This is a genomic window from Amycolatopsis melonis (genome assembly GCF_040064235.1).
GTDB lineage: Bacteria > Actinomycetota > Actinomycetes > Mycobacteriales > Pseudonocardiaceae > Amycolatopsis > Amycolatopsis melonis.
Genome location: NZ_JBDZYD010000003.1, coordinates 221,083 through 241,404, shown reverse-complemented (window position 1 = coordinate 241,404; position 20,322 = coordinate 221,083). Strand labels below are relative to the sequence as shown.

General features: G+C 71.5%; 18 protein-coding genes. 7 read left to right on the top strand and 11 right to left on the bottom strand.

Translation table 11 applies throughout. The features are described from left to right. Window positions 1-20 precede the first annotated feature (20 nt). From ABJI51_RS09025 to ABJI51_RS09010, 4 genes are read right to left on the bottom strand one after another with little or no spacing between them, the layout of a single operon-like run. Complete coding sequence (locus tag ABJI51_RS09025) at window positions 21-854, bottom strand: alpha/beta fold hydrolase (protein ID WP_348949105.1); 834 nt, start codon at window positions 852-854, stop codon at window positions 21-23. Further along, on the bottom strand, window positions 851-4,009 hold the full coding sequence (locus tag ABJI51_RS09020; RefSeq protein WP_348949103.1) for an NACHT domain-containing protein: 3,159 nt from the start codon (window positions 4,007-4,009) through the stop codon (window positions 851-853). Before ABJI51_RS09020 ends, ABJI51_RS09025 begins: the two co-directional genes overlap by 4 nt. A gap of 45 nt (window positions 4,010-4,054) precedes the next feature. Further along, entirely contained in the window at window positions 4,055-5,485 is a 1,431-nt protein-coding gene (locus ABJI51_RS09015) for a purine-cytosine permease family protein (RefSeq protein ID WP_348949101.1), read from the bottom strand. A gap of 52 nt (window positions 5,486-5,537) precedes the next feature. Beyond that, on the bottom strand, window positions 5,538-6,197 hold the full coding sequence (locus tag ABJI51_RS09010) for a VC0807 family protein (RefSeq protein WP_348949100.1): 660 nt from the start codon (window positions 6,195-6,197) through the stop codon (window positions 5,538-5,540). A 113-nt stretch (window positions 6,198-6,310) separates the two neighbouring features. Between ABJI51_RS09010 and ABJI51_RS09005 the strand changes: the two genes are divergently transcribed. Next, window positions 6,311-6,700 (top strand): hypothetical protein, encoded by a 390-nt coding sequence (locus ABJI51_RS09005; protein ID WP_348949098.1) that lies wholly within the window; start codon window positions 6,311-6,313, stop codon window positions 6,698-6,700. On the opposite strand, the gene dusB is transcribed toward ABJI51_RS09005, so the two are convergent. From dusB to ABJI51_RS08990, 3 genes are read right to left on the bottom strand one after another with little or no spacing between them, the layout of a single operon-like run. Continuing rightward, window positions 6,621-7,760, bottom strand: a complete 1,140-nt coding sequence (gene dusB / locus ABJI51_RS09000; protein ID WP_348949096.1) for a tRNA dihydrouridine synthase DusB — start codon at window positions 7,758-7,760, stop codon at window positions 6,621-6,623. The two genes, ABJI51_RS09005 and dusB, sit on opposite strands and share 80 nt — an antisense overlap. A gap of 40 nt (window positions 7,761-7,800) precedes the next feature. After that, a complete protein-coding gene (locus ABJI51_RS08995; protein ID WP_348949094.1) occupies window positions 7,801-8,187 on the bottom strand; it encodes a hypothetical protein in 387 nt (128 codons plus the stop codon). Beyond that, window positions 8,184-8,369 (bottom strand): hypothetical protein, encoded by a 186-nt coding sequence (locus tag ABJI51_RS08990; RefSeq protein WP_348949092.1) that lies wholly within the window; start codon window positions 8,367-8,369, stop codon window positions 8,184-8,186. The genes ABJI51_RS08995 and ABJI51_RS08990 overlap by 4 nt, the downstream gene beginning before the upstream one ends. 130 nt (window positions 8,370-8,499) lie before the next feature. Here ABJI51_RS08990 and ABJI51_RS08985 point away from each other — a divergent pair, with 130 nt between their 5' ends. Next, window positions 8,500-10,374 carry a DUF2339 domain-containing protein gene (locus ABJI51_RS08985; protein WP_348949090.1) on the top strand — a complete coding sequence of 625 codons (1,875 nt, stop codon included), beginning with the start codon at window positions 8,500-8,502 and terminating at the stop codon, window positions 10,372-10,374. A gap of 62 nt (window positions 10,375-10,436) precedes the next feature. Continuing rightward, window positions 10,437-10,832 (top strand): TIGR03667 family PPOX class F420-dependent oxidoreductase, encoded by a 396-nt coding sequence (locus ABJI51_RS08980; protein WP_348949088.1) that lies wholly within the window; start codon window positions 10,437-10,439, stop codon window positions 10,830-10,832. 1 nt (window position 10,833) lies between these two features. On the opposite strand, the gene ABJI51_RS08975 is transcribed toward ABJI51_RS08980, so the two are convergent. After that, a complete protein-coding gene (locus ABJI51_RS08975; protein ID WP_348949087.1) occupies window positions 10,834-11,391 on the bottom strand; it encodes a superoxide dismutase in 558 nt (185 codons plus the stop codon). A 124-nt stretch (window positions 11,392-11,515) separates the two neighbouring features. Between ABJI51_RS08975 and ABJI51_RS08970 the strand changes: the two genes are divergently transcribed. Then, complete coding sequence (locus ABJI51_RS08970) at window positions 11,516-12,004, top strand: DUF6328 family protein (protein WP_348949085.1); 489 nt, start codon at window positions 11,516-11,518, stop codon at window positions 12,002-12,004. On the opposite strand, the gene ABJI51_RS08965 is transcribed toward ABJI51_RS08970, so the two are convergent. Further along, window positions 11,980-12,363, bottom strand: a complete 384-nt coding sequence (locus ABJI51_RS08965; RefSeq protein ID WP_348949083.1) for a VOC family protein — start codon at window positions 12,361-12,363, stop codon at window positions 11,980-11,982. The genes ABJI51_RS08970 and ABJI51_RS08965 overlap by 25 nt on opposite strands. Window positions 12,364-12,443: 80 nt before the next feature. On the opposite strand from ABJI51_RS08965, the gene ABJI51_RS08960 reads away from it, so the two are divergent. Beyond that, window positions 12,444-14,258, top strand: a complete 1,815-nt coding sequence (locus ABJI51_RS08960; RefSeq protein ID WP_348949082.1) for a laminin G domain-containing metallophosphoesterase family protein — start codon at window positions 12,444-12,446, stop codon at window positions 14,256-14,258. 99 nt (window positions 14,259-14,357) lie between these two features. Further along, window positions 14,358-16,562 carry an RNA polymerase recycling motor ATPase HelR gene (gene helR / locus ABJI51_RS08955; protein ID WP_348949080.1) on the top strand — a complete coding sequence of 735 codons (2,205 nt, stop codon included), beginning with the start codon at window positions 14,358-14,360 and terminating at the stop codon, window positions 16,560-16,562. Window positions 16,563-16,613: 51 nt separating this feature from the next. Here the strand turns inward: helR and ABJI51_RS08950 are convergent, their stop codons facing one another. Next, entirely contained in the window at window positions 16,614-17,090 is a 477-nt protein-coding gene (locus ABJI51_RS08950) for an Lrp/AsnC family transcriptional regulator (RefSeq protein ID WP_348949078.1), read from the bottom strand. A gap of 264 nt (window positions 17,091-17,354) precedes the next feature. Here ABJI51_RS08950 and ABJI51_RS08945 point away from each other — a divergent pair, with 264 nt between their 5' ends. Next, on the top strand, window positions 17,355-18,893 hold the full coding sequence (locus ABJI51_RS08945) for an APC family permease (RefSeq protein ID WP_348949077.1): 1,539 nt from the start codon (window positions 17,355-17,357) through the stop codon (window positions 18,891-18,893). On the opposite strand, the gene ABJI51_RS08940 is transcribed toward ABJI51_RS08945, so the two are convergent. After that, window positions 18,890-20,260, bottom strand: coding sequence for an FAD-dependent oxidoreductase (locus ABJI51_RS08940; protein WP_348949075.1), 1,371 nt, complete (start codon window positions 20,258-20,260; stop codon window positions 18,890-18,892). The genes ABJI51_RS08945 and ABJI51_RS08940 overlap by 4 nt on opposite strands. Window positions 20,261-20,322 lie beyond the last annotated feature (62 nt).

Here is a 20,322-nt window from a genome sequence, read left to right as displayed (position 1 = left end):
GGCGGGTGGGTGACGGGCCGCTACCGTGCGTTGAGGTGCTCGACGAGCAGCGAGGTGACGGCCTCGGGCGTCTCCTCCGGCGCCCAGTGCGTGACGTCTTCGAGCATTTCGAACCGGTAGGGCCCGCTGACCCAGTTCGCGGTGTCGAGTGCGGCGGTCGACCCGAACGAGACGTCCTCGGTGCTCCAAACGTACAGCGTCGGCACGGCGATCTTGCCGATCTTCCCGCCCGGACGGCCCGCGCGGTACCAGTTGAGGGCCGCGGTGAGCGCACCCGGCTCGGACAGCCGCTGCACGTAGTCGTCGACCTTGGACGGCGACACGCGCCGCTCGAACATGTCCCGCAGCGCGCGGGCGTCGTTCTCCAGCATCCGCCGCTCGGTGACGCGGGTCTGCCGCCACTCGGTCATGTAGCGCGAGCGCAGATGCTGGTCCTCGTCGGTCTTCATGGCCTCGGCGAGCGCGGCGGGATGCGGCGTCGACACGACGGCGAGGCTGCGCAGCCGTTCCGGGTGCGCGTCGGCGGTCCACCAGGCGACAGCGCCACCCCAGTCGTGCCCGACGAGGTCGAACTCCGGCCACCCGAGCGCCCCGGCGATGGCGACGACGTCCCCGACGAGGTGATCGATCGAGTACTCGCTCGCTTGCTCCGGCCGCACCCCGGGCGAGTACCCCCGCTGGTCGGGCGCGACGGCACGGAACCCGAGCACGCCCAGGGTGGCCACCTGGTGCTCCCACTCGACGGCGGCTTCGGGAAAGCCGTGCAGCAACAGCACGGGCCGCCCGTCCTCGGGCCCGGCGGCGATGGCGTCGAAGGAACCGGCCTCGGTGGGGATGCTGATGTGGTCGATCACGCAGGCGAATCTACTTCGCGGTCCCGTACCACCTCGCTGCCCGGCCCCAGCAGTTCGGTGCCGACCGGCTCGACGAGTTCGCTCACCTGGATCCGGAGTCCGGGGCGCCCGGCGAGCGGCCGCAGGTCGAGCCGTCCCATCCCGGTCACCGTGAGCGTGGCGAGCCGGTCGAGTCCGGCCAGCGGGCTCAGGTCGGGCACGCCGCGTAGATTCTGCAGCCGGAGGGTGCGCAGCTGCCGCAACCCGGACAGCAGGGAAAGGTCGGGCAGGTAGATCGCGGTCAGGTCGAGCATCCGCAGCTCGGTCAGGTCGGCGATCGGCGCCGGATCCGCGGCCGGGCAGCCGATCAGGGTCAGGTCGCGCAGCCCGGGTGCCCACCGCCGCAGCACGCTCAGGTCCTTGAGGGCCTTGCAGACCAGGAACGCCAGGGAAACCGGTGCATCGAGGAAGTCGAGCGGGTCCAGATCGGTCAGCCGGAAGACATGGCTCAGCGACAGCGACCGCAGGCCGCGCAAGGGGGCGAGCCCGGCCAAGTGGGCTGGATCGTCGATCCAGCTCAGCCGGAGGTCCCGCAACTCGGGGAGTTCGGCCAGCGCCGCCCAGCCCTTGGTGGCGATCCGGGCTTCGAACGACCTCAGCCCGCGTACGTTGGCGAGCGGGGTGAGATCGACCGACGGCGGCAGCGGCGGCCCGGTCAGCGCGATCTCGGTCAGCCCGCTCCCGGCCAGCGACGGCAGGTCGTACCCCGCGAGGTCCTCCACCTCGAGCGTCTCGAGGCGGGGCAGGTCGCGGACGAAGTCGAGCCGCCCGTACCCGTCGGTGAACCGGCAACGCAGCCTCACGAGGTGGCGCAGGTGCGGCATGAGCACCACTTTCGCCGGGTCGTGGATGCTGAGGGAGCCGTTGTAAAGCGGGGAATCGGCGAGCACCCGCTCGGCATACTCCGCGGCGTCGAACTTGGTCTCGGCCGCGATCAGTACACCGACGACGAAGTGATCGCCGCAATCGCGGTACCGGGCGATGAGGTCCAGAGCACCCGGACCGCCGATGTCCGCCGCGGCCCGGATCAGGTACGGCACCTGCGACGGCGCCGGTGTGCAGCCGGCCAGCAGGTCGAGCACGAACTCGCCCGCCGCCGCCAGCGCCTCCGCCACCTCGAAGCTCGACGGCGGGATCAACGTGCTGGCCCGGTCTTCGACCTCGTTGCGCAGCCGTTCGCTCAGCACCGGCGACGTCTCCAGGCAGGCCAGCGCCACGAGATCGAGCTTGAGCCGCTGCTGCTCGTCCGCGTCCCAGCCGAGGATGCCGTCCAGCAGGCGTTCGCGCTGGGCCGGGTGCGCGTGACCCGCCGCGAGGACGACCACTTCGCGCCACTCGTCAAGGTGCGCGTTCGCCGTCAGGACACCGATGTCGTCCTCTTCGACGGCCGCCTGCGCGGCCAGATACTCCTGGAACGTCCGGTGCACGAAGTCGATCCGGCCCGGGACCGGTTCGCGCAGCACGCCGCCGCGGTCGAGGAGGTGCCGGAACACCGTCCGTGGCGTCACCTCGATCTGGCCCATCGACCGCAGCTTCGCCGCGATCCTGGCCTCGGCGTCGGTGGCCGCGGCGTCGGTGTGGCCGTTGCGGACCAGCCAGTACGCGAGGTGGCGCAGCAGCACGAGCTTCTCGGTCAGCGAAAGCCGGACGGCGGGTTCGATCCGCCGCTCGATGTCCCGGCTGTCGAGCAGCATGCGCAACGCGACGTCGTACAGCTCCATGCGGTTGTCCGGCAGCCGCCCGTTGCCTTCGTGGTGCAGCGCGCAGAGAAGCGCGCACAGCAACGGGTTCTCGGCCAGCCGTCGCAACGCACTGCGCGAGCCGATGGCCGTGAGCAGCGCGTCTCGTTCGCTGTCGAGGTCTTCGCCCGGCAGTGCCGCGTGCCAGCGCGTGACGAACGTGTGGACGTCGCGGGGTGTCATCGGCTGGAGCCGGACCTCGGTGAATCCCTGGTCGAGCAGCCATCCGGGGGCCACCGCCGCCGGCCGGGTGGTGACGACGAACCGGGCGCGCGGGAACGCGATGACGAGTTCGCGGAGCCATTCGCGCACCTCGCGGCGCCGCTCGTCCGGGAGCTCGTCGAGGCCGTCGACGAGCAGCACGGACCGGCCGCGCCGCAGGCGCTCCTGCACCCAGCCGGACGGCATCTCGTCGGCGATGTGCCTGCCGACGTCGTCGAGGAAGCGCTCCGGCGCCGGCAGCGGGGACCGGCTGAACCGCCGCAGCCGCACCAGGAACGGGTCGAGGTCGGCCCAGCCGTCGACGTCCTGCAGCTGACGGCTCGCGCACTGGACGGCCAGCCACTGCAGGAGCGTCGTCTTGCCGGAGCCGGCTTCGCCGCGCAGCAGGATCCGCCGCGTCCGCGGCAGGACGTGCTCGATCCGGTCGCCGGACGGCAGGTCTTCGTCCGAGGTGACGCTCAGGCTCAGGTAGGCGACCGACAGCGGGTAGAGCCGGGTCGCGTCGGTCAGGCCCGCGCCGAACAACGCCATCCGGTCGAGCGCCGTGACCACCTGGCGGCGGAAGTCGGCGGCGAAGTCGTCCGGGTGACGGCGTTCCGGCAGCGCGGCCAGGACGTTCCGGACCGTTTCGAGGATTTCCGTCTCGCGCCGCAGGACCTCGGTGAGCGCGCCGGGCTGGAACCGGGGCAGCGTGCTGGTGACCTGGACGAGGTATGCGCAGCATTCCCGCAGCACCCGCTGGTACAGCTGGGTCGCGTCGGACGAGAGGAACCGGGTGGCGCCGGGGACGGTCCGGAGCAGGTAGCGGTACAGGTAGGCGGCGTCGAGGTCGGCGGCGAACAGGTCGTCGTCGGTCAGTGCGGCGCGGTCGAACGTCTCGCGCACGGCATCGACCGCCGCGGCCCGCTCGTGCTCCGGCAGCGCGCGGAACTCCACGTCGAGGAACGGCAGGAGCCGGTCGGCGACCCGGGACTCGAGGTTGGTGAACAGCAGCCGCAGCTTGCGGCGGTCGTTCAGCCCGGTGACCTGCTTCTCCAGCAGATCGAGTGCCTTGGCCGACACGTCGGCGGCGATCGGGCGGTCGCCGAGCCAGATCTTCGAGGCCGCTTTCACCACCGCCGTGGTCAATGCGATCGCCGACGCTTCGAGGCTCACCGAGCCGAGACTAGCCGAGCACCCCGCCGGTGGTGACGAAGTTCGTCACGCCTCCTGGGCGCGGATCCGCCGCCGCGTCGGCAGCGTGCCCGCGAAACCCAGTGCCAGCGCCACGAGCACGCCCAGGTTCGCGTACGCCCACGCTCCTTCGCGGCCGCCGAGGCCGAAGGGCGCCAGGAGGTATCCCTGCCACTGCAGCCATTCCGCCGACGTGTTCGTCACCAGGCCCCAGCCCAGCGCCGTCGCCGCCAGCACCAGGGCGATCGGGCCCGGCCGGACGTCGCCGTAGCGGCCGTCGGGGTCGAACAGCTCCCGCTCGGCGTAGTCGCGGCGGCGCAGCAGGACGTCCGCGAGCATCACCCCGCACCACGCCGCCACCGGGACGCCCAGCGTCACCAGGAAACCTTGGAACTGGCCGAGGAACTCGCCGCCGAAGAACACGATGTAGACCGTGCCCGCGATCATGAGCACGCCGTCGACCAGCGCCGCCGCGGGGCGGGGGATGCGCACGCCCGCCGAGAGCAGGGCCAGCCCGGACGAATAGATGTCCAGCACCGCGCCGCCGACCAGGCCGAGCACCGCCACGATCGCGAACGGCACCAGGAACCACAGCGGCAGCAACGTCGTCAGCGCCCCGATCGGGTCGGCCGCGATCGCCTTGCCCAGGTCCGGCGACGAGCCTGCCAGCAGCAGCCCGAACACCAGCAGCACCAGCGGCGCCACCGACGCGCCGAACGTCGTCCAGCCGACCACGCCGCGGCTCGACGCCGACCGCGGCAGGTAGCGCGAGTAGTCGGCCGCCGCGTTGACCCAGCCGAGGCCGAAGCCGGTCATCAGGAACACCAGCGCGCCGACCCACTGCTGCGCCGAGCCGGACGGCAGCGCCCGCACCGCGTCCCAGTGCACGTCACCGGCCACCAGGACGACGTAGACGACCGTGAGCACACCGGTGATCCAGGTGATCCACGTCTGCAGTTTCATGATCGCGCCGAAGCCGAGCACGCCCGCCGCGACGGTCAGCGTGGCCACGACGACCAGCGCGATCACCTTCGTCGCCGCGCCACCGCCCCAGCCGAGGCGGTCGAACACCGTCGCCGTGGCCAGCGTCGCCAGCGAGGCCAGCACGGTCTCCCAGCCGACCGTGAGCAGCCACGAGATCGCCGACGGCAGCCGGTTGCCGCGGACACCGAAAGCCGCGCGCGAAAGCAGCATCGTCGGCGCCGAGCCGCGCTTGCCCGCGATCGCGATGAACCCGCAGAGCAGGAACGAGAACAGGATGCCGGCCACGCCGGCGGCGAGCGCCTGCCCGAGCGAGATGCCGAAGCCGAGGGTGAACGACCCGTAGCTCAGTCCCAGCACCGACACGTTCGCGCCGAACCACGGCCAGAACAGCTGACGCGGCCGCCCGCGGCGCTCGGCGTCGTCGATGACGTCGAGGCCGTTGGTCTCCACCTCGAGCCTGCGGGAACCGGTCATGGCGGGGGCCTCCAGCGGCTTGTCGATCCCGGTCGAGCGTACTTTGCAGGGATCAGGCGGCGACGAGCGTCCTGACCTCGGCGTTCGCCTCGGCGGCGATCATCTTGCCCGCCTTTTCGGCGACCTTGCCGGAGACGACCATGATCACCGCGAAGGACCCGGCGAAGATGACGGTGCTCAGCCAGACCATGGTGGGCACGGGCAGGGTGAACGCCCCGGCGATGCGGACGGCGCTTTCGATCGCGAAGCCGACGCCCCAGATCACGCTGCACCGCCGCAGGATGGCGTCGAACTCGGCGGTGCCGCTGAGCCGTTCCCACGCGGCTTCGTTGGCCGCCTTGCCGCGGGTGAGGAAGGGACGGATCGTCTTGGTCATGATCGGCGCCGCGGTGAACGCGGAGGCCAGGATGACCAGGCCGGTGATGCCGCTGCCGAGCGAGTCCTTGGCGATCATCATCCGGGCGTCACCGGAGACGAAGGTCAGCAGCATGCCGACGACGTTGGTCACCAGGACGACCAGGGCGAGCCCGTTGAGGGTCCGGTCCTTGGCGAACTGGTAGAGCGTCCGGACCAGCGGAAAGACCCCGGCGGCGGCGAGCGCGGCGAAGTCGCTCGCGCCGAGCGCGTGGAGCCCGTAGTAGACGCCGGTCGGGACGGCGATCTCGATCGCGAGGGTCTTGAGGAGGGAGCTGCCGGTCTGGTTCGTCGTCATGAGAAGAGCTTGTCGCGGCGAGGGTCCCGGAAAGGATGCCGTCCGCCACGACTTCGGCCTGACAGATGTCACGGTCGGCGGGGCTGCCTCGTCCGGTCCGCATGGGAACGTTCTTGCGTGTCACGGCCGGGCTGCAGACCCTGGCCCTCTTCCTGGCGCCGGTCACCGCCGGCCTGTTGCTGACCATGCCCCACGGGCATGCCCTGCACAGCGCTTCGGCGTACACGGTGTGGGTCGTCGCCGTGGTGCAGGTGGTGGCTGCGGTGCTCGCGTGGCGGCCGGGCGGCGGATCACCCGGGGCCATCCTCTACGCGGCCGTCTTCCTCGGGCTGGTGTCGGCGCAGGTCGCGCTGGGGATCGCGCACGTCAAGGTCGTGCACGTCCCGCTCGGCGTGCTGCTGTTCGGGGTCAGCCTGCTGCGGCTCAGCCGCCCGAGTGCATGTCCTCGGCTTCGGGAACGCAGTCGTCGTCCGGGTCGTCCAGCCAGCCGTGCGGCAGCGTGACCTTGCCCGGCGAGCCCTGCCGTCCGCGGGGACCGGTGGCCGCTTCCGGGAACGGGGCGTCGTGGTCGAGCTGGGCGATCAGGTCGTCCAGCTGGTCCATCGACGACACCATCGAGAAGCCGCGGCGCAGCTCAGAGCCCACCGGGAAGCCCATCAGGTACCAGGCCATGTGCTTGCGGATGTCCCGCATGGCCTTGTCGTGGCCGTCGTGCTCGACGAGCAGTTCCGTGTGGCGGCGCAGGACCTTCGCCACCTCGCCCAGCTTCGGCGGCGGCGGGATTTCCCGTCCCTGGAAGGCGGCTTCGAGTTCGCCGAACAGCCACGGCCTGCCGAGGCAGCCGCGGCCGACGACCACGCCGTCGCAGCCGGTCTCGGCGACCATGCGCAGCGCGTCCCCGGCGGTGAAGATGTCGCCGTTGCCGAGCACCGGGATGCTGGTCACGGCCTCCTTGAGCGCGGCGATCTTGGACCAGTCGGCCTGACCGGAGTAGCGCTGCGCGGCGGTGCGCGCGTGCAGGCTGACGGCGGCCGCGCCCTCGCCCTCGGCGATGCGGCCGGCGTCGAGGAAGGTGTGGTGGTCGTCGTCGATGCCGATGCGGAACTTGACGGTGAACGGGACGTCACCCGCGGCCTTGACGGACTCGCGGACGATCGCTTCGAACAGCTTCCGCTTGAACGGCAGCGCCGCCCCGCCGCCCTTGCGCGTCACCTTCGCGACGGGACAGCCGAAGTTCGAGTCGACGTGGTCGGCCAGCCCTTCCCCGACGATGATCCGGACTGCCTCGGCCATGGTCTTCGGGTCGACGCCGTAGAGCTGCATGGACCGGGGCTTTTCGTTCGCCCCGAAGGTCATCATGTGCATGGTCCCGGGATGCCGTTCGACGACGGCACGGGCGGTGATCATCTCGCACACGTAGATGCCGGCCCCGTACTCCTGGCACAGCTGCCGGAACGCGACGTTGGTGATCCCGGCCATCGGCGCGAGCACGACTGGCGGATCGACCCGGTAGGGGCCGATCTTCAGGACGGGCTTGCTCAGGGTGGCGGTCACGTCCTCCATTGTCGCCTGTGGTGTCGATCACGCACAGGCGGCCCGGTTCTCACTTGTTCCAGATGGTGGTGTCCGTGCGGAGCGTGTTGCCGGTCGACAGCACGGTCAGGAGGAACGTCCGGCCTTCCGCGGTGCGCCCGCACACGTAGTTGCCTCTCGCGACGTACGTCTGGTTGGAGCCGTCGGCGTCGACGGCCGCCGTGCAGTCGTCCTTGCCGGGCTGCCCGCTTTTCTTCCAGGCGGCCAGCCTGGCTTTGCCGTTGACGTACAGGAGATCGCTGCCGAGGTTCTCGATGTATTCGCCGTCGGTGTAGTTCGGGGGCTTCTGGTCCAGGTTGAACTTTCCCCATTCGAGGGAGTCGTGCCAGTACACATCCTTGCCCGCGCTGACCGGTGCCGCGCCCGAGGTGGCCGGAGGGGCCGCGCCCGCTGTCACGGTGACGGTCGCCGGCGCGGCTGTGGCGGTTGCCGGAGGCTTCGCGTCCGGCGCGCGCTGGTCCGGCCGATGAAGAACCCGGCCCCGGCGAGCGCGGTGACCAGCGCCGCGATCGCCGTGATCCACTTGTGTCCGAGTTCCCCCCACCCGGACTTCTTCGGCGGCTGGCTGACGTCACTCATCGTGTCCCCCCTCGACCTGACGTGATCGGGGCAACACTTTACGGGGTTGGCTCGGTGAGCCGGACCCGTGACCCGGTTTGAGTAGTGCTACGGATCCGCAGGTGGACGCCGTTGCGTGACCCTGTCCGGTATGACCACCGAAGCTGATGTGCTCCTCCGGCTCGCCGGCGAGATCGACGACCTGGGGCGTCGGCTCGCGGTGGTGGGCGCCGAACTGCGCAGCGTCCGGGCCGCCCAGCCGCAGCCGCAACCCCAGCCCCAGCCGCAGCAACCTCAGCCGCAGTCGGTACCCCAGCCGCAGCCGCAGCCGGTACCGCAGCCCCAGCCGCAGTCGGGGCCGCAGCCGCAACCCCAGCCGCACCAGCCGCAGCAACCTCAGCCGCAGGCGATGCCGCAGCCCCAGCCCCAGCCGATACCGATGCCGCAGTACCAGTGGCAGCCGCCGCAGCACTTTCCGCCGCCGCCGCCCGTTCCCCGGCCGACGCTGGGCGAAAAGCTCGGCAAGGAAGGCGCCGGAAGCCGGGTTCTCGCCTGGGTCGGGGGCGCCGTCACCCTCCTCGGCGTTGTCCTTCTCCTCGTCCTCGCCGTCCAACGCGGTTGGCTCGGCCCCCTTCCGCGGGTGCTCGCCGGGGCCGGGTTCGGGCTGGCGCTGGCCGGTGGCGGGGTCTGGCTGCATCGCAAGCCCGCCGGGCGGACCGGGGCCGTGGCCCTGGCCGCCACCGGGATGGCGACGCTCTACCTCGACGTCGTGGCCGCGACCACCCTCTACGAATTCCTGCCGGTGCCCGCCGGGCTCGGGGCCGGGCTCGTCGTTGCCGTCGGCGGACTGCTTCTTGCCGTGCGGTGGGAGTCGTCGTTGCTGGCCTGCGCCGTCGTCGTCGGCTGTGTCGTCTGTGCGCCGATGATCACCTGGGGGTTCACGCCCGAACTCGTCACCTTCCTGCTCATGGTGCAGCTCGCGACGACGCCGGTGCAGCTGCGCCGGGACTGGTCCGCCCTCACCCTCACCGCCGGGGTGCCGCCGCTGTTCGCCTCCGTGGTCAGCAGCGCCGTACTCGGCCCCAATGGCAGCTGGGCCAACACCGCCGTGGCCGCCGGCGCCGGGCTCGTCGGCGTTGCGCTCGCCCTGGTCGTGCTGCGACGCCGTGAGAACGACCCCGCCGCGCTCTCGGTGCTCGCCACCGCCGTGGTTCCGGTGCTCGTCGCCGCCCTGCTGCTGCCGAAGACGCAGGCCGTGCCGGTCACCGCCGGGGCCGGAGCCGTCCTGCTCGCCGTCTGGGCCGCTCGCCGCTGGTGGCCGGGGTTCGCCGGGCACGTTGCCGGGCTCGCCGGGCTGCTCGCGATCCTGCAGGCCACCGTCACGCAGTTCGACGGCCCCGCTCGCGCCGGGGTGCTGCTCGGCGAAGCGCTGCTGCTCGTCGTGGCCGCGGTGGGCGGCCGCAACCGGTTCGCGCTCGGGGCCGCGCTCGGGTTCGCCACCATCGGCGGCCTGCTCGGCTTCGCCTTCGACGTCACGCCCGCGCTGCTCGTCGTCCCCCGGACGCGTACGGCCGCCGACCTCGCTGGGGCGCTGGCCGTCGCCGTGCTGATTCTCGCCGTGTCCGTCGCGCTGCCGTGGGCGGCGGCTCGCCTCGGCGTCTTCCGCGGTCCCGCCCACGATCTGCCGGTGTGGCTCGCTGCCGGGATTTCGGCGCTCTACGGCGCCGCCGGCGTCGTGCTGTGCGCGTCGCTGCTGGTGGTTCCCGGCCGGACCGGGTTCCTGCTCGGCCACGCGCTGATCACCGTCTCGTGGACCGTCGCGGCACTCGTGCTGCTGCTGCGCGGGATCGACGTCGCCGGGCTGCGGGTCACCGGGCTGGTCCTGGTCGGGGCCGCGGTGCTCAAGCTGGTGCTGTTCGACCTCTCGGCGCTGGACGGGCTGGCCAGGGTCGGCGCGTTCCTCGGCGCGGGCCTGGTGCTCCTGGTGGCCGGGACGCGGTACGCGCGGCGGGTCGCCTCGCGCTAGCGCGGAAGAATTGTCGGTCCCCTGTGGTTGTCTGGATCACAACCGACGAAGGGGGTACCGACATGACAACACCGAAGCTCGCCGACCGGGCCGGAGAGAAGATCGCCTGGCTGACCACGGTTTCGCCGTCGGGCCGGCCCGCACCACGGCCGGTGTGGTTCGTCCTCGACGGCGACGACATTCTGGTGTTCAGCAAGCCGGACACCGCGAAGCTGCGGCACATCGCGGCGAATCCCGAGGTGAGCCTGCACCTCAACAGCGACGAGCACGGCGGTCACGTCCTCGTCGTGAACGGGAAGGCCCAGGTCGACGAGGCGAAGGCGTCCGAAGCACCGGGCTACCTCGACAAGTACGGCTCCTTCTACGCGCGCATCGGCTTCGAGACACCGGAAGCCTTCGACGCCGAGTACTCCGTCCGCATCCGCGTGGTGCCCAAGCGGACCTGGGGGTGGGACTGAGTTAGAAACTCACGTCCAGGCAGGCCAGCCGGGCGCCCGCGGTGCCCGCGTGTCCTGGGGCGGTGTGCGTGTGCGTCTCGTGGACGACCACGGACCGCGCCCGTCGCGAGCCGAACGTCCAGTCCACTTGGGACAGAGCGAAGCCGGTGCCGAGCCGGTCGGTGGTGAAGTCGAGCCAGATCTCGTTGCGCGGGTTCGCGTACGCGGGATCGACCGACGGCTTCACCGGGTCCGGCACGTGCTGGAAGTGCGGCCCGGCGGCGTCGCCGGTGGCGCAGCACGGCTGCGCGTGCGCGTGAGCGCCGTAGGCGCGCCCAGGACGCAGGCCGGTGACGACGAGCGTGGTCATCGTGCCGGTTCGCGCGCCCGAAAGGCTGAAGACGTGCGCGCGGGCGCCGGGCGGGACGAGGTCCGGGCGGTACGTCACCGCGTGGGCGCCGGGCGCGTACGCCGCGAACGTGCCGTGCGCGGTCGCGACGTGCACGGGTGACGCGGAGGCGGTGCCGGGGACGAGCACGGCAACGGCCGCCGCGGCGGCGAAAGCGGGGCGAAGACGCATGATCCTTCTCTAGCAGCGCCAAGGCCGGCCGACGTGATCTTCACACGAACGAGCGACCGCAGCGGTGGGAAAGCGACGTCCTTCTCATCCGGTGAGAGGTCTCGGCGCCGGTTAAGGTCGTTTCGTGCCCGAACACACCGGCGAAACCCGCAACGAGCAGCTGACGCGCAACGTCGGTGAGTTGCTGCAGGAGCTGCGCGTCGCGCAGGCCGGGGTGCAGATCCTGTTCGGCTTCCTGCTGTCGGTGGTGTTCACCGACCGGTTCCACGACGCCAGCGGGTTCGAGAAGTCGCTGCACCTGTCCGCGGTCGCGCTCGCCGTGGCCTCGACGGCGCTGCTGACCGCGCCCGCGGCGTGGCACCGGCTGCTGTTCCGCACGGGCAGCCGGGAGCGGATCCTCACCGTCGGCAACCGGCTGGTCCTGGTCGGGCTGGTCTGCCTGGCGCTGGCGATCACGTTCACCGTTGCGCTGATCGCGAAGGTCGTCTACGGCTGGATCGCGATGATCGTCATGGCTGTGCTGTGCCTGCTGATCTTCGGGGTGCTGTGGTTCGCCATGCCGATCCGGATGCACCCGGACAATGGCACTCAGCCGACGGGCCCGCCGAGGTAGAGCGTGTCCTCCTGGACGAAGCAGAGCGGGTTGCCGAACGGGTCGTCGGCATAGAAGGAGCGTTCGCCCCAGAACTGGGTCTCGATCGCGTCGTCGACCCAGCGGGGGCCCGCCGCGCGCACGCGCTCGAAGGTCTCCTCGACGTCTTCGACGGCGAGGTAGACGATCCGCGGGTCCTTGCGCGGCCGCGGCTCGCGGTCTTCCGGCGGCGCTTCGACGCAGGCGAGCACGACCTCGCCGCAGGTGAAGTAGTGGCGGTTGACCGAGACCCGTTCCCCGGGTGCGCCGAAGACCTGCGCGTAGAACGCCACGGCCGCTTCGATGTCGTCGACGGGCTGGATCAGCCGGAACAGCCTCATGCCGCGGACACTACCGCTGTTCATCCCCTGTTCGGCAGCAGTTGCCGGGACGGTCGGAACGCGCACGTAGCTTCCGGCGCGTGACTGACACTTCCCGCCGGACCTTCCTCCTCGGCGCGGGCGCCGCCGCGGCCGCGACCCTGCCGAACGTCCTCGCCGCGCCGGCCGCCGAGGCGCGGGGCCACCGCCGCCCCGACCCCGAAGATCCGCGTTTCACGCTCGTGGTCATGCCGGACACGCAGTACCTGTTCGACGAGGACCGCGGCGACGCCGCCCCGCTGGACGCCTCGCTGCGGTACGTCCTCGACGAGGCCGACGACAACGTTGTCTTCCTTGCTCACCTCGGCGATCTGACGCAGAACGGACGGCCCGACGAGTTCGCCAGGATCAGCCGCTCGTTCCAGACGCTCGACCGCCGCCGGTTCCCGTACAGCACGCTGGCAGGCAACCACGACATCGACGGCTCGACCGACGACCAGCGCGGCCGGACGCCGTACCTGGACGCCTTCGGGCCGCAGCGCCAGCGCACCTCGCCGACGTTCCGCGGCGCGTCGAAGGACGGCTACAACAGCTACCACGTCTTCCGCGGCGGCGGCCGCGACTGGCTGCTGCTCGCCCTCGACTGGCGGCCGTCGGCGGGCGGCCTGAACTGGGCGAAGCAGGTCCTCGCGCAGCATCCGGCGCTGCCGGCGATCCTCACCATCCACGAGCTGGTCTGGGCGGGCGACGACGGCCAGGCGCAGTTCTCGACGTTCGGCGAGCACGTCTGGCAGGAGCTGGTGCAGGGCAACGACCAGATCTTCCTCACCCTCAACGGCCACTACTGGCCGTCCGGGCGGACCGTCCGCAAGAACGCCGCCGGCCACGACGTGCACGTCCACATCACCAACTACCAGGACCGCTACTACGGCGGCAGCGCGATGATCCGGCTCTACCAGTTCGATCTCGCGCGCGGCGTGATCGACGTCCGGACGTTCTCGCCGTGGCTCGCCGCGCAGGACCACCTCACCGAGATGCAGCAGGTCGAGGTCGAGCGCAGCGGCGCGGCGGACTACTTCAGCCTGGAGATCGACTTCGCCGAGCGCTTCAAGGGCTTCGCGCCCGTGCCCGTCCCGCCGGGGCGGCCGGCGAAGCAGCTGCTGATCCCCGGCACCGTCGCGTACTGGCGCTTCGAGGGCGGGCAGGACGGAAAGCCGGTGCCGGACGACGTCGTTGTGCGCGACCAGACCGGTCGCGGTAACGACCTGACGCGGGTGACCGTGCCCGGCAGCGGGCCGGACGCCCTGGAGTACTCGGGTGAGTTCTCGCCGCGGCAGCCGTCGCGGACGAGCCTGCGGTTCGGCGGCAGCCGCAACCCGGACCGCGGCGCGTACCTGAAGACCGTCGACGCGGCGCCGATGAACCGGCTGAAGTTCGACTGCGGGTACACCGTCGAGGCGTTCTTCAAGCTGCCGCCGGACTTCAAGGACGGTCACCACGGCTGGTGCGGCCTGTTCTCCCGGCTCGGCAGTGGCGCGGCCGCCGGCAAGACCGGCGACGACCCGAAGGAGTCCGCGGCCACACTGTCCCTTTCGGACGGTGGCGAGCTGCAGTGGGCGGTGTACCCGCTGAACCAGGACCGGACCTCGACGAACTGGGGGCACGAGCTGGCGGTCGGGAAGTGGTGGCACGTCGCCGTGGTCAACGACGGCAGGCGCACGACGATGTACGTCGACGGCTGCCCGGTGGTGCGGAACCCGGCCACGCCTGCCGTCGGGCTCGCCGATCCGGGCGGGCCGTGGCTGGTCGGTGCCTCGTCCTACGACGGCCGGGTCGAGCGCAGCTTCGCCGGGCTGCTCGGGGACGTGCGGGTGGTGGACCGGCCGCTGAGCGTGCGCGAATTCATGCTGGGCTGAGGGCCTTGACAGCGGGTGGACAATAAAAAATCGGCGTGTTCTCCAAAACAAAGGAGTACCCGCCGAACCTGAGAAGAGTCTAACCGCTGTGAGGGGAACTTGTCAAACCACGGGTACGACGAGGAATTGCGGGAAGAACGGGCCTACGTCGCCGCGCTGTACGAGCGGCTCGACCGCGAGCGCGCGGTGGCGCAGGCCCGGTACCACCGGGCGCTCGGGCAAACCGGCCTGACACCGGGGGAACGGGAGGACGACGTCCGGTGCCGGTCGCGGGAGGCGGCCCGCCTGGACGTCGCCGACAACGGGCTCTGCTTCGGCAGGCTGGATGCCCTTTCGGGCGAGACCAGCTACATCGGCAGAATCGGGCTCTTCGACGCGGAAAACGACTACGAACCGTTCCTGCTCGATTGGCGGGTGCCGGCGGCGCGGCCGTTCTACGTCGCCACCGCGGCTTCTCCGGAGAACATGCGCCGCCGCCGCCAGTTCCACACGATCGGGCGACGGGTAGTCGATTTCACCGATGAGGTCCTGGGACGGCCACAGGAGGGGGTGCGCGGGGACGCGGCCCTGCTCGCTGCGATCACCGCGCCGCGCGGCGCGGGCATGCGGGACATCGTCGCGACGATCCAGGCGGAGCAGGACGAGATCATCCGCCTCGCCCACCAGGGCGTGCTGGTGGTCGAGGGCGGCCCCGGCACCGGCAAGACGGCCGTCGCGCTGCACCGGGTGGCGTACCTGCTCTACACGCGGCGCGAGCGCATGTCGCGCAGCGGCGTCCTGGTGGTCGGGCCCAGCCCGCTGTTCCTCGACCATATCGGCCGCGTGCTGCCCTCGCTCGGCGAGTCGGACGTCGTCTTCATGACCCCCGGCGACCTCTACCCCGGCCTGCGCGTCACCGCGGAGGAGACGCCGGAGGTGGCGCGGCTCAAGGGATCGCGGCAGATCCTGGACGTCCTCGCGGCCGCGGTCGCCGACCGGCAGCGGGTGCCGGAGGAGCCGGTGCCGATCGAGCTGGCCGACGTCACCGTGCAGCTCGACGCCGGTATCGCGGAGGAAGCTCGTCGGGAAGCCCGCAGTTCGGGGCTGCCGCACAACGAGGCACGCGCGGTGTTCCGCGAGCACGTCGTGCTGCTCGTCGCCGAGCGGGCGGTCGAGCGGATCGGCGAGGGCTGGCTGACCCGGGCGGACGGCGGGGCGTGGGCCGATCTCAGCGCCGACGTCCTGGAGGAGCTGCAGGAGCACGAGGAGCTCGCGGCCACGCTCGACGCGCTGTGGCCCGAGCTGACGCCGGAGACGTTGCTGGCGCAGTTGTACATGTCGCCGCGGCGGCTGGCGGCGGCCGGCGCCGACCCGGCGTTGTTCCGCGCGGACGGCGCCGCCTGGACGGTGTCCGACGTGCCGTTGCTCGACGAGCTGGCCGATCTGCTCGGCCGCGACGACTCCGCCGAACGGGCCGCCGCTCGCCGCCAGGCGGCCGCGGAGGCCGAGTACGCCGCGGGCGTCATGGACGTCATGAGGCTGGACCGCGAGGAAATGGACGAAGACGTCCTGCTGGCCGCCGAAAACGTCATCGACGCGGTGCAGCTGGCCGGGCGGTTCGCCGAGCGGGACCGGCGCGACCTCGCCGAACGCGCGGCCGCGGACCGCGACTGGACGTACGGGCACGTCGTCGTCGACGAGGCACAGGAACTGTCCGAAATGGACTGGCGGGTGCTGATGCGGCGGTGTCCCAGCCGGTCGTTCACGATCGTCGGCGACCTCGCCCAGCGCCGCAGTGCGGCCGGGGCCACGGCGTGGGCGCCGATGCTCGCGCCGTACGTCGGGGATCGCTGGCAGTACCGGCAACTGACCGTCAACTACCGGACGCCGGCGGAGATCATGACCGTCGCCGGCGCGTTGCTCGCGCGGTTCGCCCCCGGGGCGCGGCCGCCGGAATCGGTCCGCGCGTGCGGGGTCCGGCCGTGGTCCAGACGAGTTGCCGATGGCGAATTGCAGGAAGCCATCGACGACTTCGTCCGCGAGGAAGCCGGCCGCGAAGGGACCAGCGTCGTGCTCGGGCCGCCGGGCGTGCCGGGCACCATTCCGCCGTCGGCGGCCAAGGGCCTGGAATTCGACGCCGTGCTCGTCGTCGAACCCGAGCGGATCCTGGCCGGAGGCGCGCGTGGCGCGGCCGAGCTGTACGTCGCGCTCACCCGCGCCACGCAGCGCCTCGGGGTGCTGCACCGGGAGCCGCTCCCGGCGGAACTGGCCGGACTCGCCGAAGCCGGGGTCCCCGCGCGGGCCGGGCACCGGCGATTCCTGTAGCGCCTCGTGAGTGAGTAACAGTGTTCTAACACTGTTACTCACTCACGACGGCTATGCCGTGAGCCGGCCCCAGGAGTAGTTCTGCTTGGCCAGCTTCAGGTACACGAACAGCTCGGTCCCGGACACGCCCGGAATTTTCCGGACCTCTTCGCCCAGCACCTCGAGCATGTGGTCGTCGTCCCGGCAGACCAGTTCGGCCAGCAGGTCGTACCGCCCGGCGCACAACACGACGTAGTGCACGTTCGGCAGCTCGGACAGCTTGTCCGCGACGTCGCGGGGATCCGCGCCGTCGACGCTGATGCCGACCATGGCCTGCCGCGTCAGGTCGACGTTGGCGGGGTCGGTCACCGCGACGATCTGCATGAGGTCGTCGCGCAGCAGCCGCTGCACGCGCTGGCGGACGGCTCCTTCGGAGAGCCCGACCGCCTTGGCCAGCGCGGTGAACGAGGCCCGGCCGTCTTCCTGGAGCAGGGCGATCAGCGATCTGTCCGTATTGTCCAGCGTGCGCGCACGTGTTTCGTCACCCATGCCGTCCCTCCCTGTGTTTCGGCATGTGATTTGTCAAGTGCGCAGCGTATCGAGACCTGCCGAGAAAGCGAGACCCCCGCGCCAGCTTCGCGTGATCCGGCGTCGACGTGCCGATCAGCCGAGGAATCGGTGGCGACGGGTGGAAATCGCACGGCTTTCCGAGGCGGTTTTGTGCGCCCGCGCACAGCAGCACGCGCTTTCCGGGCCGCGGCAGGTACCGTCTGGCGGCTCTGTCGTCTCCCGCAACTCCAGGAGGACCAACGCATGTCGGAGGCCGTGGCGCTCGGCGTCGCTCCCGCTGTCCCCGCGAAGGGGCTGCGCGGCGGCGCCCTGGGCATGGTGTCGTCGATGGTGATCGGCATGTCGTCGACCGCCCCGGCGTACTCGATCGCGGCCACGCTCGGCCTCATCGTGCTGGCGGGCACCGGCTTCAAGGCGGCCGCGTTCGTCCTGCTGTCGTTCGTGCCCGTGCTGTTCGTCGCCGTCGCCTTCCGCGAGCTGAACACCGCCGAACCCGACTGCGGCACCAACTTCACCTGGGCCGCGCGGGCGTTCGGCCCGTACGCCGGCTGGTTCACCGGCTGGGTCGTGACGGTCGCGCAGCTGCTGGTGATGAGCAGCCAGTCCGCGCTCACCGGCCGGTACACGCTGCTGCTGTTCGGCGCCTCGGACGCGGCCGGGAACCGCTGGATCACGACGGCGATCGGCGCGGCCTGGCTGTTGGTGCTGTGCTGGCTGTGTTACCGCGGCATCGAGGTGTCGGCGCGGGTGCAGTGGATCCTGCTCGGCGTCGAGCTGGCCGTCCTCGTGCTCTTCTCCGTCGTCGCGCTGGTCCGCGTCTTCGACGGCACGGCGGGGCCGCAGGCCTCGGTGCCCAGCTTCGGGTGGCTGTGGCCGGGCGGGGTGTCCGCCGGGACCGCGGTCTCGGCGGTCCTGCTGGCCGTGTTCATCTACTGGGGCTGGGAAAGCTCGCTGTCGGTCAACGAGGAGTCCGCCGACCCGCGCCGCGCGCCGGGCCGCGCCGCGGTGCTCTCGACCGTGCTGCTGGTGCTGAACTACCTGCTCGTCACGGTGGCCGCGCTGGCGTTCGCCGGGGTCGGCAGCGACGGGATCGGGCTGGCCAACGAGGCGAACTCCGAGGACGTCCTGGCCGGGCTGGGTGCCGCGGTGTTCGGCGACGGCACCACGGGCAAGCTGCTCGGCCTGCTGCTGATCGTCTCGGTGCTCACCAGCGGCGCGGCCACCAGCCAGGCGACGATCATGCCGGCGGCGCGCACGACGTTGTCGATGGCCAGCCACGGCGCACTGCCGCGCGTGTTCGGGCGCGTGCACCCGCGGTTCCGGACGCCGTCGGTGGCGACCTGGGCGTTCGGGCTCGTCTCGCTGGCGGTGTACGTGCTGCTGGCGCTGGTCAGCGGCAACGTGCTCGCGGACTCGGTCGACGCGGTCGGGCTGACCATCGCGATCGAGTACACGATGACGGCACTGGCCTGCGTCTGGGTGTTCCGCCGGACGCTGTTCGCGAGCGCGCGCAACTTCGTGCTGCGGGGGCTCCTGCCGTTCACGGGTGGGGTGTTCTTCCTGGCCGTGCTGGGGTTCGCGCTGGTCGAGTACGCACAGCCGGACGCCGGCGAGACGACGGTGTTCGGCATCGGCGGCGTCGCGGTGATCGGCGTGGTGTCGATCGTGCTCGGGGTGCCGCTGATGTTCGCGGTGCACCGGGCCTGCCGCGACTTCTTCGCCGGCCGCCGCCTGCCGCGCGGCGCCGTCCCCCGCGGCGGCGACAGCATCGAGACGGCCTAGAACCAGGTGTCGAGCGCGACGTCCAGCGGGCCCTCCCCGGCCCACGCGATCACGCCGTCGGGCCGGAGCAGGAGCGGCCCGGTGTTCGCCGCCTCGACGACGTCGATGCGCGGATCCGCCGGGTGTTCGGTGGTCAGCAGGAGGCCGCGGCCGGTGCGGGTGTGCTCGTGCAGCCGGGTCTTGCGGCCGCTGCCGTCGACGAGTTCCAGGTCCGGGCAGTGCTCGCCGGCCGGCGCCGGGGCGGGGTAAGGCAAGGCGTAGCGGTGGCGGACGCCCGACATGAGGTCGGCGAAGAACCGGTTCGCCTCCGGCAGGTCCATCAGCTCGGCGACGATTTCGCGCAGCGCGTCCACGTGCGGGCCCGGGGCCAGCAACGCCGACTGGGCTCTTGTGTTGCGTAGCACCGCTTCGGCCGCCGGGTGCCTTTCGCGCGTGTACGTGTCAAGGAACCCTTCGGGCTTGTCGCCGCGGATGACGGCACCGAGCTTCCAGCCGAGGTTGGCCGCGTCCGGAATGCCGAGGTTGAGCCCCTGGCCGCCGCTCGGCGAATGGACGTGCGCGGCGTCGCCCGCGAGGAACACGCGGCCGCGTCGGTAGGTGTCGGCCTGCCTCGCCTGGTCGCCGAACCGCCGCCCGTCGCGGACTTCCTCGACGGTGACCTGCCGTCCGGTGACGCGGGCGATGCTCGCGGCCAGCTCGTCCGGCGTCACCGGCCCTTCGCGCTCCGGACCTGCCGGTTCCGAGACACCGGCCATGCTCCCGCCGGACATGAAGGTGCCGGCGGCGTAGCGTCCGCCCGGCGGGACGTCGCCGGCGAACCGGACGCACCCGGCGATCGTGCGCAGGAGCGCGGGCGTGCCGGGAAAGCCGAATCCGGCGAGCTTGCGGACGGTGCTGCGGCCGCCGTCGCAGCCGACCAGGTATTTCGCGCGCCACTCGCGTCCGCCCGCGGTGACGGCCACGCCATCCACATCGGACTCCAGCGCGGTGACGTCGTGCCCGCGCAGCACCCGGACACCCGAGGCGTGCTCCGCGAGGAGGCGTTCCAGCTCGGGCTGCCAGATGTTGGTTCGCGGCCGGTCGGGGTCCGGGACGATCTTGTGGATGCCCGCGAAGTGCCCGAGGGTGCTGCCGTGGTCGCGGGCGAGGTCCTTGGTGCCCGCGACGTCGGCTTCGGCGAGCCGGTCGCCGAGCCCGCGTCGCCGGAGCGCTTCGGTGGCCAAGGCGCCCAGGCCGCGGGCTTTCGTCTCGGTGGACGGGGTTTCCCGGCGTTCGAGCACCAGGGCTCCGGCGCCGGCCAGCTCGAGTTCCGCGGCGAGGAACAGGCCCACCGGACCGGCCCCCACGACGATCACGTCGGCATCCATGCTTCTCCTTAACTAGTTAAGGGCTAGGATGTCCTTAACTAGTTAAGGCGTCAAGGAGGATC